16 protein-coding genes are annotated in these 15,159 nt (G+C 57.3%); 6 read left to right on the forward strand and 10 right to left on the reverse strand.

Annotated elements, in window-relative coordinates:
* Positions 1-46 precede the first annotated feature (46 nt).
* Positions 47-490, forward strand: a complete 444-nt coding sequence (locus ABXH05_RS15470; protein ID WP_353562081.1) for a GNAT family acetyltransferase — start codon at positions 47-49, stop codon at positions 488-490.
* Positions 491-503: 13 nt separating this feature from the next.
* Here ABXH05_RS15470 and ABXH05_RS15475 read toward each other — a convergent pair whose 3' ends face one another.
* Positions 504-1,241, reverse strand: coding sequence for an SOS response-associated peptidase (locus tag ABXH05_RS15475; RefSeq protein ID WP_353562083.1), 738 nt, complete (start codon positions 1,239-1,241; stop codon positions 504-506).
* Between the two features lie 87 nt (positions 1,242-1,328).
* Between ABXH05_RS15475 and ABXH05_RS15480 the strand changes: the two genes are divergently transcribed.
* From ABXH05_RS15480 to ABXH05_RS15495, 4 genes are all read left to right on the forward strand, one after another.
* Complete coding sequence (locus ABXH05_RS15480; RefSeq protein WP_353562084.1) at positions 1,329-1,652, forward strand: hypothetical protein; 324 nt, start codon at positions 1,329-1,331, stop codon at positions 1,650-1,652.
* Positions 1,653-1,803: 151 nt separating this feature from the next.
* Positions 1,804-2,289: a hypothetical protein gene (locus ABXH05_RS15485; RefSeq protein WP_353562086.1), complete on the forward strand. Its 486-nt coding sequence runs from the start codon at positions 1,804-1,806 to the stop codon at positions 2,287-2,289.
* Positions 2,286-2,720, forward strand: a complete 435-nt coding sequence (locus tag ABXH05_RS15490) for an NUDIX hydrolase (RefSeq protein WP_353562088.1) — start codon at positions 2,286-2,288, stop codon at positions 2,718-2,720. Before ABXH05_RS15485 ends, ABXH05_RS15490 begins: the two co-directional genes overlap by 4 nt.
* Positions 2,721-2,775: 55 nt before the next feature.
* Entirely contained in the window at positions 2,776-3,561 is a 786-nt protein-coding gene (locus ABXH05_RS15495; RefSeq protein WP_353562090.1) for an SDR family NAD(P)-dependent oxidoreductase, read from the forward strand.
* 66 nt (positions 3,562-3,627) lie between these two features.
* Here the strand turns inward: ABXH05_RS15495 and ABXH05_RS15500 are convergent, their stop codons facing one another.
* The 3 genes from ABXH05_RS15500 to ABXH05_RS15510 form a co-directional block, all read right to left on the reverse strand.
* Positions 3,628-4,224, reverse strand: coding sequence for a hypothetical protein (locus tag ABXH05_RS15500; RefSeq protein ID WP_353562092.1), 597 nt, complete (start codon positions 4,222-4,224; stop codon positions 3,628-3,630).
* A gap of 46 nt (positions 4,225-4,270) precedes the next feature.
* Positions 4,271-4,672: a hypothetical protein gene (locus tag ABXH05_RS15505; protein ID WP_353562094.1), complete on the reverse strand. Its 402-nt coding sequence runs from the start codon at positions 4,670-4,672 to the stop codon at positions 4,271-4,273.
* 86 nt (positions 4,673-4,758) lie between these two features.
* A complete protein-coding gene (locus ABXH05_RS15510) occupies positions 4,759-5,178 on the reverse strand; it encodes a VOC family protein (RefSeq protein WP_353562096.1) in 420 nt (139 codons plus the stop codon).
* Between the two features lie 77 nt (positions 5,179-5,255).
* On the opposite strand from ABXH05_RS15510, the gene ABXH05_RS15515 reads away from it, so the two are divergent.
* Positions 5,256-5,648, forward strand: coding sequence for a TIGR02301 family protein (locus ABXH05_RS15515; RefSeq protein WP_353562097.1), 393 nt, complete (start codon positions 5,256-5,258; stop codon positions 5,646-5,648).
* Between the two features lie 2 nt (positions 5,649-5,650).
* Here ABXH05_RS15515 and ABXH05_RS15520 read toward each other — a convergent pair whose 3' ends face one another.
* The 6 genes from ABXH05_RS15520 to asnB all read right to left on the reverse strand — a co-directional run bounded on the left by ABXH05_RS15520 (position 5,651) and on the right by asnB (position 15,133).
* Positions 5,651-7,729 (reverse strand): GspE/PulE family protein, encoded by a 2,079-nt coding sequence (locus ABXH05_RS15520; RefSeq protein WP_353562099.1) that lies wholly within the window; start codon positions 7,727-7,729, stop codon positions 5,651-5,653.
* Between the two features lie 299 nt (positions 7,730-8,028).
* On the reverse strand, positions 8,029-9,573 hold the full coding sequence (locus ABXH05_RS15525; RefSeq protein ID WP_353562101.1) for an acetolactate synthase large subunit: 1,545 nt from the start codon (positions 9,571-9,573) through the stop codon (positions 8,029-8,031).
* Between the two features lie 57 nt (positions 9,574-9,630).
* The gene (locus tag ABXH05_RS15530; RefSeq protein WP_353562103.1) at positions 9,631-10,272 is read right to left on the reverse strand and encodes a LysE family translocator; all 642 of its coding nucleotides are present in this window, start codon (positions 10,270-10,272) and stop codon (positions 9,631-9,633) included.
* 60 nt (positions 10,273-10,332) lie between these two features.
* Positions 10,333-12,198: an AMP-binding protein gene (locus ABXH05_RS15535; protein ID WP_353562105.1), complete on the reverse strand. Its 1,866-nt coding sequence runs from the start codon at positions 12,196-12,198 to the stop codon at positions 10,333-10,335.
* A gap of 68 nt (positions 12,199-12,266) precedes the next feature.
* Entirely contained in the window at positions 12,267-13,259 is a 993-nt protein-coding gene (gene acuI / locus ABXH05_RS15540) for an acrylyl-CoA reductase (NADPH) (protein WP_353562107.1), read from the reverse strand.
* A gap of 104 nt (positions 13,260-13,363) precedes the next feature.
* Positions 13,364-15,133 carry an asparagine synthase (glutamine-hydrolyzing) gene (gene asnB / locus ABXH05_RS15545; protein WP_353562109.1) on the reverse strand — a complete coding sequence of 590 codons (1,770 nt, stop codon included), beginning with the start codon at positions 15,131-15,133 and terminating at the stop codon, positions 13,364-13,366.
* Positions 15,134-15,159 lie beyond the last annotated feature (26 nt).

Consider the following 15,159-nt stretch of genomic DNA (forward strand, 5'->3'; position numbering starts at 1 on the left):
GTTTTTGCGGGCGTTCCCGCCAAAACTTTAGCGGAAGGCGCGCAAAATGGCGGAAAATCACACACAAATTCCTATCCGGTTCGGTCCTGCAAAGCCAGAGGATCGCGCAAAAGTCACCGAATTGTGGGAGATATGCGGCCTCACGCGACCCTGGAATGACGCCAACGCGGACTTCGATTTCGCATTGGCCGGGCCTGCCTCCACCATTCTGGTCGGGTTGATCGATGGGGATATCGTTGCGAGTGCGATGGTGGGCCATGATGGGCACCGAGGGTGCGTCTACTATGTGAGTGTCCACCCATCTTTCCGCGACAAGGGTCTGGGCGCGCTAGTCATGAGAGAAGCAGAGCGTTGGCTTCAGGCACTCGGCGTGCCCAAGATGAACCTGATCGTGCGATCCGGGAACGACAAGGTCGTGGGCTTCTACGAGTCCATTGGCTATCAGGTGGAGCCAAATACGCAGATGGGCAAGAGGTTCGACGGGGATTGAATTTCCGCGACGCTCAAAAGAGCGTCATCTGGTCGTCAGGCTTTTTGTCCTGCTTCGCTTTTGCCTGCGGCTCCGCCTGAACGGGGTCGACTTCGTCCTGAAGAGCGGCATCGTCATTGGCGACCGCGTTGACGCGGGTGGAAACCGGAACGATATCCAGCAAGTCATCAGCAGACGGAACAAGCAGTTTCAATGCTGCCTTGCCCAAAGTCTCTGATGTGTCGGTCCATGTTTCCCAGTCTGCTTCATTCAGGATGACCGGCATTCGGTGATGGATGGGTGCCAGCGTAGCATTGGCTTGTGTCGTAATGATGCTGCAGCTTTCAAGCTCGGACCCTTCCGGAGACTGCCAATGTTCCCAAATGCCTGCGAATGCCATAGGCGCCCGGTCGCGCCTTCGGATCAGATAGGGTTGTTTTGGCTGAGCACTCCCTGGCTTCCACTCATAAAACCCATCCGCTGGAACAAGACATCTGCGGCGCTTGAATGCGGATCGGAAAGCGGGTTTCTCTGCGACCGTCTCACCGCGCGCGTTGAAGAGAGGTTTTGAGCCCACCTCGCGCGCCCAATCAGGCACCAGCCCCCACCGCACAAGCACGAAATGGCGTTGCCCGTCAGCTCCCTGCCGGATGATGGGAACCGGTTGGGTTGGGGCGATGTTCCATCGAGGCGGAAAGTTCGGCTGCTCTGGAAATTTGAACAGTGCCGCCATTGCCTGAGGGGGTGTCGTTATTGAATATCGTCCGCACATGGGACGCGATACTATGCATGGATCATTAACTGCTCCAGTGGCAAAACGCTGACTATCCAGCCGTTTGAGACTGTTCAGGAGACATCCATGCGCTTTGCTTGCCTATGCACCGCCACCCTCTCGCTTACTTTGGCTAGTCTCGGCTTTGGCACAGCGTTCGCTCAGAACGGCTCCGACATCCAAAGACATGGGCCTTTTGTCAAAACAGACGAGATGCTGGGCAGCCTGCTGGAACAGGGTTACGAGATCAAAGGCATTCTCGGGGGCGCTCTGATTTTGGTCCAGGACGCGAAAATGTATAGCTGCGCGCTCGTGCCGGACCATGAGGCGTTGAGCTACAAAACTCAGTTTGAATGCTCCGTTCTTGACGAAATCAGCTCGTCAAACTCTGCGAAAAGCTCTGAAAACTAGGCTTTTTTCGCAGTTTTGCTGGTAAGTCGCCAGTAAGGATCGCCTGTTAGTCTGCAACCCTAAGTGGCAACACTCAAGTTTATGCAGGCAGGATTCCTTGGCCCCGATTGATGCCCTCTGTGATGTGCAAACTGCGCAGAAGCCCAAGCAAATGGGCTGGCCGCGGACGCTCGGCTTGCTGGCAGGCGGCAAAAACATCAATCCTGAGACACTTCTAGCCACCGACTACCTCAACCACTTCAATGAAGTTGTCATGCTGATTGAAATGTCAGCGGACATGCCGGATTGCATTGAGGACATTGCTGAATGGGAGCCGCTTAGCTACCAGGAACACTTTTTGCGGTCAGCTTTCGCTGACAAGGACCTGGCCATTCTGGCTTACGAGAATGCTCCTGAAAAACACCGAGAGCCGTTTGACGCTATTGTGGAACAAGCCAACCGGCTGGCAGGCGAAGCCGCAGATGCTCTGACCAAGGCAATTGGCAACGGTGAAGATTTCGATGCGACTGTCGTTTCTGAAATGGCGACGAAGTATACCGGAACATTGCGCCGCCTCGTCGATATGGCCAGCGGCGTCATTAATGGACAGGGCCTGCGGATAGACCAATCGGAAATTGACGCCATACTGGCTGAATGACCGATCACTCATCTGTACCACCGCCCTCCACAGCATCTCGCACAACTTCATCTTCTGAAATCATCAATGCTGCAAGCGTTGCAGTGATGCACGGTGAGCTTGTGCTGCTCGTGCTCAGAAGTGCCGGTGAGAATGCAGGCGTCTGGGCATTTCCAGGTGGCAAGGTGGAGACAGATGAAACCTTCCAACAAGCCGCACACAGGGAGTTGCTGGAGGAAACTGGCGTCACTGCAACCATTGTAAGTGAGCTGGGCCGGTTTTCGATTGATGCCGACTCGAAGCGATATGCGCTCGTTGTTTTCAAGGGCCACTATGCACGAGGGGATGCCGTCGCTGCTGATGACGCGGCCGGCGTTCGCTGGATCACACCAAAGGACGCCTTGGATCTCCCCTTAGCGCAGCATATGGCGGAAGCGCTTGGCGCGTTATAGTGCAGGAGAAAACGCACTCAGCGTCAAAAGACAACAAGCATTTGAGGAAGCAATCATGGCTTACAATCCGTTTGATCTGACCGGCAAGGTTGCCTTGGTAACAGGTGGCAATGGCGGCATCGGTCTTGGCATGGCTGACGCCATGGCTCAGTCCGGTGCTGACATCATGATCTGGGGCACCAACGAAGAGAAAAACAAGAAAGCTGTCGCGCAGCTTGAGTCCCACGGCCGCGGCAAGATTGCTGCGATGCGTGTGGACGTATCTGACGAAGATGCGGTCGTGAGCTCAATGGTCAAGACCGTCGAGCAGATGGGTCGCATTGATGCGGTCTATGCGAACGCGGGCATCGGATTTGGTGCGAACTCGTTTTTGAACATCACGACCGAAATGTATCGCAAGGTTCTTTCGGTCAATCTGGACGGCGTATTCTGGACCTTCCGCGAGGCCTGCCGCCATATGGAAGAGCGCTCAAAAAACGGCGACCCAGGTGGCTCGATTGTGGGCATTGCAAGTCTTGCTGCCATCGAAGGTGCTGGACGCAATGAACACTATGCGGCCACCAAGGGTGCTGTGATTTCGATGATGAAAGCGGTGGCCGTCGAGTTTGCCAAACACGGCGTGCGTGCGAATGCCATTCTGCCCGGCTGGATTGCAACTGACATGACATCTGCAGCGCAAGACGCACCTGCCTTTGCCGAGAAAGTCATCCCACGTGTGCCCGCACGTCGTTGGGGCGAGCCTGAAGACTTTGGTGGCGTTGCCGTTTACCTGGCATCCGATGCGTCCACCTATCACTCCGGAGACACGTTTGTGATCGACGGCGGTTACGCGATCTTCTAGGAGCTTGATGCAACAAGGGCCGGAGCGTGTTGCCGCTCCGGCCCCTATTTTTGCTGACGGTCAGTCTTAGTTGATCGGTACGTTGCGGTTGGCATAGGCCAGTTCACACTGGGCATAAAGCTCGCTGCCAACAGCATAGCCTTCACCCTCATAGCAATGCTGCATGGCCTCCCAGAAGTGCCCCGGTCGAGCAAACTCTTTCAACTTCTGGTCGTGCGGCAGGCCGTCCCAGTATTCCTGCACTTCCTCACGCAGGTCTTCGTCGACACATACAAGCCGCCCGAATTCATCTGTTCGACCGCGTGCTTCACACTCCGCTGACGGCCCTCGGAAAGTACCGTCCGCATTCCACTGGCTGGCATTTTGCTGCCAGCTCTCGGTGCGCATGGCGACACATTTGTCGCTTTGAGCCGTGCCAGCGCGAAAGCCCAGAAAATCGCAATAGATAACGGCTCGCCATTCTTCAAATGGCGCATCATGAAGTGAGCTCTTAAAATAGCTGGGCATATCCCGCCACCATCGCTCAAAGCGCTCCTTCTCCACGTCGTTCATGGTGGTCATGAACGCGCGTAGCTCTGGTGTGTAATCGGCTGCGCTTGCAGAAGGCGTGGCAAACGCCATCATTGCTGCCAGAAGAGATAGAAAACCAAAACGCAATCGCATCAGATGTTCCTCCCAGAAAATTCAAGCCGCCGAGGCTAGTTTGATGCTAGCCGCAAATCAGGCGGCCCCATTTGTCGGTCTTGTTGCGGGCAAGACATTCTTCTGACGGGCCCTTGTAGGATCCATCAGCGTTCCATTGGTCCGATGTGGCCATACGTTCCTTGTATTTGGTCTCGCGGCATTCAGCGCCTTCTGCGGAACCAATACGAAAGCCAAGTACGTCACACACAACCGTGGGCCTCCATTTGCCCAGTGGTTGGCTGGATAGTTCGGACTTCATGGATGCTGGTGCCTGTGACCACCACCGCTCAAACCTCTCTTCCGTCATGCCCAATTCGGTGGCGATGTCAGAAAGGGGATGAGGGTAACTTTGAGCATTTGACGGTGTCGAAACCGCACCAACCAGCAGTACTGACGCCAAAAAAGCGGCTGTAAACAGATTACGCATACTTCCTCCCTTTAGGGCGTGCACGCCCACTTAGTAAGTTATCCTAACTAAATTTGCGGAGGGTGCAAACACTTAGTAAGTCCGTCTTACTGATTGAGATCAGGAGGCCCCTTGAGCTCCACCGTGTTGCCGTCCGGATCTGACAGATAGAGGGAGGGGCCAAAACCTCCCGCCCCGTAGCGCCGGGCTACATCACCCACTTCCACACCATTGGCCTTGAGCCAGTTGCGGATGTCCTGTTCGTCAAACTCAGCAAGCGCCAGGCAGAAATGGTCCATGTTGTTGCCGGATGATCCAGGAGCAGCACCGCCGGCGCGGCCAAGCTCGCTGTCCACATCGACCAGATCCACCAGACTTGCACCGGCGCGCAGCTGGACAAGGCCAATGTCCAAACGACGCTCGACTTGCATACCGAGCACACCCTCATAAAAGGCTATTGAGCGCTCCATATCCACAACGCGAAGAACGACATGATCAATGGCAACAAAATCCAGCATTTCGGGCATGGCAGACCTCATTTAATTGTCTGAGATGAGCGTATCAGGCTTTGGCAGACCTTCACGCTGAGGCATAATCGCTTGTGATGACAATTGTTGCACCAAGACGGTTTTTGCAATGCGTGTTGATCGCCCTGTCATTAATGACAGTGGCGGTTGCTAATCCTGCGCGGGCGAATCCGATACTGGAAGATGGCCTGTCGCGTCTGGCGGGAACTCTTGGGGCTGTTCACTATCTGCGTACACTTTGCCGACCCAGCGAGGGTCAACAATGGCGCAACAAGATGCTGGATATTCTGTCATCGAATGACATTGATCAGTCATCACGCAACGCCCTTATTGGCGCGTTCAATGCCGGCTACTCGCGACAGCAGTCAGCGCACAGCCGGTGCACTGCAGCAGCAGCAAATCTTGGAAACACTTATGCCCGCCAAGGGGCGCAGCAGGCGCGCCAGCTGGCAGGTCGGCTGGGCGGTTAAGTCTAAAGACGTGCGGCCAGATCCACCGCCCGAGCAAGCTCACCCGGGCTGACTTCACCGTGCAGTACTTTGCGCACACCATCATCAGCCAATGACTGGAAACCTTTGTCGGCGGCCGTTGTGCGAAGATCGGCAATGCTTGCACCTTCGGCAATCAGGTCATTCATTTCATCATCAATGATCAGAACTTCCGAAATCACCGTCCGCCCGCGGTAGCCGGTCGAGCGGCACGACGGGCACCCGTTGGGATGGTAGACGGTGGGTCGATCAGTTGGATCAAGCCCAAAGATAAAGCACTCATCTGCACTGGCGGTGCGTGATTGTTTGCACACGGAGCAAAGGCGGCGAACAAGGCGCTGCGCCATGACTGTCGTTATCCGTCCTGCTAGGTGACGCGGGTCATCGACCATACCGATGAGCTCGATCAACGCTGACAGGGAATCCGGAGCGTCCATGGATGTCAGAACCAGGCGCCCTGCCGATGCAGCATTTGCCAAAGACCGCGCAGCGGCTTTGCCGTCGATCTTATCGAACAACAAAACATCAGGATCCTGTGCAACAACATCCTCAATCAGTGTCTGCGGATTGTTTGCCTGCTGGGTGGTAACTTCAAGCTGGCTGACCAATGGCAGGCGATAGCCGATGCGGCGCTCCACGGTGAAAATGGAGCGCTCTGCCGCTTTCATTTCACCCAGCATGCCGTAGAGGCTGGTTGTGCGACCAGACGCGCGGCCACCAGCGACAACCACCATGCCCGATGGCCGAACCAGTGAGCGCAACACCAAAGCAGATGAATGGTCTGACAGTCCGATTTCACCAAGGGACATCGGGTCGCGCGCGATCTCGCCCATGCGGATCGTCATGCGTTCGCCATTCAAGGTGTCGAATGTCTTCAGCGAACAGACAAAAAAGCGATCACCGAGGCGCATGGTGAATTCGCCAGGCTCCGCACCCTCCTGACCCAATGCGCCATCCAGGCCTGCAAGATTGCGCATATGTGTCGCGATAGGCTGCCAGAAGCGCTTATCGATCGATGATGACTGCTGCATGGCACCGTCAACCCGGTAGCGAAGTCGGACATAGCCATCTACTGGCTCGAAGTGAGCATGACTGGCATCTGCCCGAATAGCATCAAGCAGGGCTGCATTGACGAGTCGGACGGCAGGATCAGCCCAAACAGTAGCATCCGCACCGCGTTCTTCGGTTCCGTGTGCGAGACCCTTGAGAATGCCCTCCGCAGACATTTCATGGTCGAGGACGGCCTCGATCGTTTCCTCCAAGGCGTCATTTGGCCAGAAGCATGGCTCGACACGCGTGCCTGCGGGAAGGTAGGGACGCAGGTCTTCGATGCGATCGATGTCTTTGGGGTGAGCAATCGCCACCATGATGGCGCCATTGCCACGGGACACCGGAAGTATCTGCGCTGAGCGGATCAGATCCTGCGGCGCAACCTGAATGGCTTCCGGGTCAATAAGGGTGTGCAGGGGATCATGGCCTGCGTTGTCAGATGCGTGTTCCTGCTCACCTTCAAACAGATCAAGATCAGACAGGATGCGGCCCAGCAGTTTGTGCGGGCTGCGTTCCTGTTCGGCAATGGCAGCATCAAGACCTGTACGGCTGACATAGCCCAGCTCTACCAAGCGCTCGCCAATGGGCCGCTGCATGTCACCAAGAGCAGCCTTTGAGCGAATCCTTGATGAGGCGTCCGCGATCTCCACCTGTTCGGCAATTTCGGGATCGGTGACCTTGATTGCCGGACTTGGCATTGCTGAGACGGCTTGTTCGGTAGATTGCCCATTGGCTGCTTCTGGCATTCCAGCCGCGCTGATGGGTGTGACACTAGCTGAAGGCGTTGCGCGTTTGGGTGGAGTAACGCCTGCAGAGCGGATCAGGCGCTCAATGCCACGATCCACGTCGTCGGGCGCGTCCAGTTCAACGAATTCCTCAGCAGCAACATCCACATCAATACCAAGGTCATGGATGTTCAACGAAGACGCATCGCGCGGCTTGGCCCGATCAGCAGGTGGCTGACCGCCTGTTTCAGAGTTACCGGTATTTTTCTTGTCGAAGGTCATGCTCATCGACGCCCCCAGAATCCTGCTGCAATTGCCGAGTTGTATATCCAACCGGCCACACAAACCTTGTGCCGGGCAGCAAGGCGCGTCTCAAAACCGGCCTTTGCCCGGACCATTCATGCACGAATATGCAAAGGCCGGGCCGATCCCCATCAAGGCAAGCACGCACCAGGCTACCCCTGCCCGACCCGCAGATCGTAACAGCAAAGATGCTTTTTGCACCAGTTACTTAGCTGGTTAATCCGTATCCGGCTCAGATGACCGACCCAAACCAAGCATTTGCCCCGGAGTGGCTGGATTTGACGCTAGATCATGGCCTCAATCAGGAATGGCCCTTTGCGGGACATTGAAGACTTGAAGGCGTCATTGAATTCCTCAGCGGTTTCACAGCGCACAGCTTCCACGCCCATACCATTGGCGAGCTGGGTCCAGTTCAGTTCCGGATTATGAAGATCCAGCATGGACAGCGCCTTGGGGCCGGGATTTTCAGCTCCCACACGCATCAGTTCGATGTTGAGGATGGCGTATGAGCGGTTGGACAAAATGACAGTCACCACATCCAGCTTTTCACGTGCCATGGTCCAAAGTGCCTGCAGCGTGTACATGGCGCCGCCGTCGCCATGGAAGCAGACTACTTTTTGATCCGGACAGGCAAGCGCCGCACCGGCAGCCAGCGGAAGTCCTTGACCGATGGCACCGCCAGTAAGGGTCATGTGGTCGTGCGGAGCTGCGGTCTCCGTATAGATGTTTGTAAAGAGGCCGGCTGTTGCTCCTTCGTCCGACACAACTGCGCCATCGGGAAGGAAATGAGCGATCGCTCGGCCTACCCCATCCGCATCAAGAGTACCGGACCCAAGGTCAGGCTTCGCGAGCGCAACATGCTCTGGTGCCTGCGCGGGTGCGCCAACGGCGTCTGCAAGAGCTTCAAGAGCTGCCAGGCTGTCCTCTTCCGGGCGCGCAAGAACAAGTGTTTCTGCGTCCGGTGGTGTCAGCCAGCTTTCCTTGCCGGGATAGGCGAAGAAGGCAACGGGGTTCTGTGAGCCACACAGGATCAGCTGTTCGACTTCAGCAATGTGCTCAACGGCCTGTTCTGCAAAATACGGAATGCGTTCGATCTTCACGCGGCCTGCACCACGCTGCATGCGTGGTGTGAAGGTGTCACACAGAATACGCGCCCCTGTTGCTGCCTGAATGCGTCCGGCAAGTTCAAGGCCGTCTGCCAGCAGCGTGCGACCGCGCAACAGGATCGCAGATTTCTTTCCATTCTTGAGTGCAGCGGCGACCTTGTCGATCGTGCCACCATCGACTTCGCTGAACCCGGCAATCTCAACCGGGTCTGCTGCGCCGTCAGCATCAAGCCAGGCGGTATCAGCGGGAAGGATAAGAGTGGCAATGCCGCCCGGGGCGCTCATGGACGCAGCGTAAGCCCGCGCACCAGCAGCAGCCACTTCAGTGGCCTCCTCCGGCGTTTCCATCCAGACAGAGTTCGGGCGGGCCACACTGGCGATATCAGACGCCAGCGGCGCATCATATTGCCGGTGGTATGTCGCGTGCTCACCCACAACGTTGATGATTGGCGTTGCCGCGCGGCGGGCGTTGTGCAGATTGGCAAAACCATTGCCGAGGCCGGCACCAAGATGGAGAAGAGTTGCTGCAGGTTTTCCGGCCATGCGGCCGTAGCCATCGGCGGCACCAGTCACAACGCCTTCAAACAGACCGAGCACCGGCCGGATGCCGTCTATCCGATCAAGAGCTGCCACGAAATGCATTTCGGATGTGCCAGGGTTCGAGAAGCAGACTTCCACGCCGCAATTGACGAAAGTCTGCACAAGGCTCTCTGCACCATTCATGTGCCCTACTCCCTTAGTTTGTTCTAGGGCGAAACGCCCGGATTTCTAGCCCTTGGCCTAGACCAGTGAATTGTAAATCAACCGTCCGATGACAAAGAGACCGAACGATACAATCAATACGCCAGATACGCGATTGATCAGAATCAGCGCCTGATCTGTCATGCGATGACGCAGCAACCCTACGGTCATGGTAACACCCAGCCACCACAATGCTGACCCGATGAATACCGCTGCCACGAGAAGTGTGGCAGTCAGTAGACTTGGCTCGGTTGTCACCAGGCCTCCAACGCCGCCGAAGATCGCGACAAAACCCAGCATGGTGGCCGGGTTGGTAATTGTGAGCACGAATGTTGCCAGAACTGCCGCCGCAAGCTTGCTGCTGGTATTGGTTGCTACAGTCTCGTTGTCAGCAGGCTTGCTCAAATAGGTGTGGATGCCCAGCGCAATGAGAAAAATCCCGCCAAAGGCCTGCAGCCAATCACCAACCGAGACCAGCATGGAAGCAGCAGCCGTCAGGCCAAACGCTGCAACGATTGCAAATACAGCATCCCCCACCGCAGCACCCAGACCGGATAGGAATCCGTTGAGACGTCCATAGGCCAGTGTGCGGCGAATACAGATCAGGTTCACCGGGCCGATGGGCGCCGCAACCACGATGCCGATAAGCACACCGTTCAATACTAGATACCAGTCGGGCATTCAGGGCCTTGTTCTAAGAGCAGCTGGATGTTGTCCACTCATGTGCCTGAACGTAGCTGCTTAGACAACCACCACGTCGTTGCCGGGGGGATCTGTAAACAGCTTGTCGACCATGTCTTTGCGCCGGGTCAATGACACGGACTGGTTGATGTATCCCTTGTCTGTGAGTTCCCCAGCATCAAGCGAAGGCGGTTCTGCCAGCAACAAAGCGCGGCGGATTTGCGTGGACGATCCGGGGTTTCGTGAATTGTGCTCCCTCAGACCTTCGGCAATCCGCTCAAGGACACCCGGCGCACGCACGACATCATCTGCCGGTGTATCATCCGCAAGCCCCGCAGCCTTGCGACATGCAGGCAGGTTGGGAAAACCAAGAACGCCCACATATGGCTCATCGAGTCCTGCCACGAGGCAATCATTGATGAGGCCGCCGCCTGCTTCCACAGCCTGGACACGCATGCGGCCAGCATTGACCCACGTCCCGCTGGAGAGTTTGAAATCCTCGACAACACGACCGTTGAAAACGATGCCCTGCTTGGGATCATTTTCGTCCACAAACTTGGCCGCATCGCCGAGCTTGTAGAAGCCTTCTTCATCGAAGGCGTCAGCTGTTTTTTCTGGGTTCTTGTAATAGCCCGGTGTGATGCAGTCGCCTTTAACGCGGACTTCCATCTTGAGGCCCGCTGGCACCAATTTGATCTGGACACCGGGAAGCGGCAGGCCAAGCAGGCCCATGCGCTCTGTTTCCCAATGGGTGTTCATGATCGTGGGCGCGGTTTCCGTCGCGCCATAGCCTGACGTAAACAAGATGCGCTCACCGGTGATGCGGATGGCAACAGCCTGCATGCGCTCAGCAAGATCCTGATTCAACGCCGCGCCGCCATAGCCCATGGAGCGAAGCTGGGAAAAGAAGTTCTTCGCCAGCACGTCATCGCGTTCCAGCTCTTCGATCAGCATCACATAAGCAGCGGGGACGTTGGTGTAGGTGGTTGGAGCCACCTCTCGCAGGTTCTGCACTGTCTCAGCGAACTGACCAGCCACGGGCCGACCGCCATCAATGTATAGCGTGCCACCTGCCGTCAGCAGATTGTTGAGCACCGCGTTGCCACCGAAGACGTGGTTCCAAGGCAGCCAATTGACGAGAGTTGGTGGCGGATCGTCGGGCCCTTCTTCAATGAGCTTGGTGCCCATAACGGCATTCACACACATCATGCGATGGGTGGTGATGACAGCTTTCGGCATTCCAGTGGAGCCGGACGTGAAGAGGTATTTTGCGACCGTGTCGTAGTCGAGCGCCTCATAGGCGGCATCTACGGCATCTGTGGGCTCGGTCTTCAGCACGTCGTCATAGGACGTCGACCCATGGAACGCCGGACCCGGGTTTTCCACGTGAATAAGACTGAGGTTCTCAACATCGAGAGCGCCCATGGCCTTCTCGAACATAACGCCGTCCTGCACGAAAATGGCCTGCGGCTCGATGAGCTCAAAGACATAACGCAGCTTGGCGTAGTCAGACGATATGAGGCTGTAGCTTGGTGAGACAGGAACCGCGGCGGCCCCTGTCGCCATGGCGCCGTAGGTCATCATGGCGTGCTCAAGGGAATTACCTGAGAGGATCATCAAAGGCTTGCCCGGCCCTACGCCGCGATCAATTAGCGCCTGAGCAATACGGCACACGCGATCATAGGCCTGTGCGTAGGTAATCGTCTCCCACTCACCGAACTCCTGGCCGGGTTCCGGCGTGCGGCGCTTGGCGAGCCAGACGCGATCAGGGGCTTCTGCCGCCCATTTTTTCAGTGGCTCAATAACGTTAGCTGCCGGGTCTCCCATGGGATGCGGGTTTTCCAGCACTATGGAACCATCGTCCCGACGCTCCACGTCCACACGGGTTTCAACGAAGTCGACTTTTCTGAATGGCGGCAATGACATGCACGCACCCTCCCCAGAGCAACCGGTCAGCCCTCTATGGTGGGGCCGATCCGGATCATGTTTGATTTCTAGGCGTTGACGTCCACGACGAGACGGCCACGCACTTTGCCTGCCATGATATCGGCCGCAGCGCCTTCAACACCAGACAGTCCGATGGTGTTTGTCATGGCGTTGAGCTTGTCGAGATCAAGATCACGGGCCAATCGGCTCCACGCTTCTTCCCGGATGCCACGTGGCGCCATTACGCTGTCGATGCCCGCCAGCGTGATGCCACGCAGAATAAAAGGATAGACGGAGGACGGCAGGTCCATACCGCCAGCAAGTCCGCATGCCGCAACGGTTCCGCCGTATTTCGTCTGCGAAATGACATTGGCCAGTGTCGTGCTGCCGACAGAATCAATCGCGCCAGCCCACCGTTCCTTGCCGAGCGGCCGTCCGGGTTCGGAGAATTCCTTGCGATCAATCACATCAACGGCGCCAAGGCTCTTGAGGTAGTCGGCTTCTTCCGGGCGACCAGTTGACGCGACAGGGCGATAGCCGAGCTTGGCAAGCAGGGCGATGGCTACGGAGCCCACACCACCGTTGGCGCCGGTTACCAGAATGTCCCCGTCCTTGGGACCAATGCCATGCTTCTCAAGCGCCAGAACGCAGAGCATAGATGTGTACCCTGCCGTACCGATGGCCATTGCGTCTGCGGCGGAAAAGGCGTCGGGGCGTTTCACAAGCCAGTCACCATTGACGCGGGCACGCTGCGCGTATCCGCCACTGTGGCCTTCGCCGACACCAAAGCCATTGAGAACGACCTGGTCGCCGGGCTTCCAGTCAGCGTGATCGGATGAAATGACCTCGCCGGAAAAATCGATGCCCGGAATGATAGGCGACGCGCGCAGAATTGGCGCTGAACCCGTGATAGCCAGGCCATCCTTGTAGTTCACAGTGGAGTGGCTAACGGCAACCGTCACGTCACCATCCATAAGCTCCGCGTCAGTAATGTCTTTTAATTCAACGGATTGGCCATCATCGGTCTTGGTGACCATGAGGGCGCGGAATGAGTCAGCCATAAAGTGAGTCTCCTGAAAGCGTACTACTGTTGTGGTGTTTTCGGGCGCAACGGGACCCTATCGCTGGCGGGGCGTCAAGTCTGGCGTAGGGGATACGGCTCATACTATGCAGAAAGCGCTTCTTCCACCGTGCCGTCGGATGGCAATCCGAGCACATGGTGTTGATGCCAGAGGGCGAAGAAAAGCAGTATCCAGGCAGCCTGACCGTCGCGCTTTGCTGGCGTTGAGCCCAATCCGGCAAACAGAGCTTTAACACGGTCGGGATTGCACATCTCTTGAATGCCAGGCTGCTCGGCGACCAGCGATGCAAGACGTGACCCACGCCCTGCGATCCACTCCCCGACCGGCACCGTAAAGCCCCGTTTGCGCGCAAAGGGCTCTGCCTCCGGCAGATGCTTGGCAAGCCACGCGCGAAGCATGTACTTGCCGACACGGCCTTTGAGCTTGAGCGAATCCGGCAGAAGGAACGCAGCCTGCGCAATCGCGGGGTCGAGGAGCGGTGTGCGGCCCTCCAAACTGTGCGCCATCAAGCAGCGGTCAAGCTTGATAAGCAGATCATTCGGCAGCCAGTCGGCGCAATCAACGGCCTGTGCGCGCTGGAGACGGGAGCGTTTGCCACCATCCTTCTTGTTCCAGGCCGCAGCGATCCCATCGCGCCAATCCGGCGTCTCATTGCGAAGTAGCTTCAGGCTATCAAGCGCGCCACGGGCCCGCATGGCGCGCCCGCCCAGCCATGTGGGACGGGTTACGGCACGGTACCGGCCATAGCCAGCGAAGAGCTCGTCTCCGCCCTCACCGCACAAAACGACCTTTACGTCCTGGGCGGCAACGGATGCCAGCTTGAAGGTGGGAATGATGGCATAGTCCGCCGTCGGATCATCCACAGCTGCTGTAATGGCGGGAAGCGTGGTCCAGAAGTCATCTTCGGTCACATCAATGCTCACATGGTCGGCGCCGGTTGCAGAGGCGACGTGGGCTGCATGCTCGCGCTCGTCCTTTACCTTCGTGCCGGAAAAGCCAGCGGTATAGCAGCGCACGGGTTGATCGTTCAGACGCGCCATGCAGGCAAGGATGACAGAACTGTCGATGCCGCCGGACAGAAACATGCCGTAGGGAACGTCGGAGCGCTGGTGCACACGCACGCTGTCGATCAATGCATCTTCCAGGGCGACAAGGGCGCGTTCCTCGCTGACCGCCACCGGAGCGCCAGACGGCAATGCGGCACGTCGAAGACGCTCAATGACGCGACCACGCTCAATGACGAGTGTCTCACCCGGCAGTACGCGCAGGATGCCTTTGAAAGCTGTGCGGCGTCCGGTTGTGAACTGTAGTTGCAGCAGTTCGCCTGCGGCAGAGGTGTCCATGTCCCGGCTAACCAGCGCGGTGGCCAGAAGAGCCTGCGGTTCGGAAGCAAATATCAGACCTTCAGATGTCTCAGCGTAGTAGAGGGGCTTGATGCCGAATGGGTCACGGGCCAGCAAAAGCCGTTCGCCGTCGGGATCGTACATCGCGATGGCATACATGCCGCGCAAGGCGTCAGCAAAGTGATTGCCATCACGGCGATACAGCTTCAGCGGCGTTTCGCAGTCGGAGTTGGTGGTGAAAGTGTGCTCACCGAACTCGGAACGCAGCTCCAGATAATTGTAAATCTCGCCATTTGCCACGAGGGCGAGACCTTCGTCATCAAATAGCGGCTGATCACCTGTTTCCAGATCGATGATGGCGAGGCGTGTCTGGACGAGGCCGGTGGCGCCGGAAACGAAATTGCCTTCGCCGTCTGGCCCGCGATGTGTCAGTGCATCCGACATGACATCAAGCACGGACGAGGACGGCGCCTGCCCGCTTGTTGTCTGCATACCCGCAATTCCGCACATGCCGTCGCTAAGTCCTAGTTGTCCGC

This window comes from Pyruvatibacter sp. HU-CL02332, assembly GCF_040362765.1.
Taxonomy (GTDB): domain Bacteria; phylum Pseudomonadota; class Alphaproteobacteria; order CGMCC-115125; family CGMCC-115125; genus Pyruvatibacter.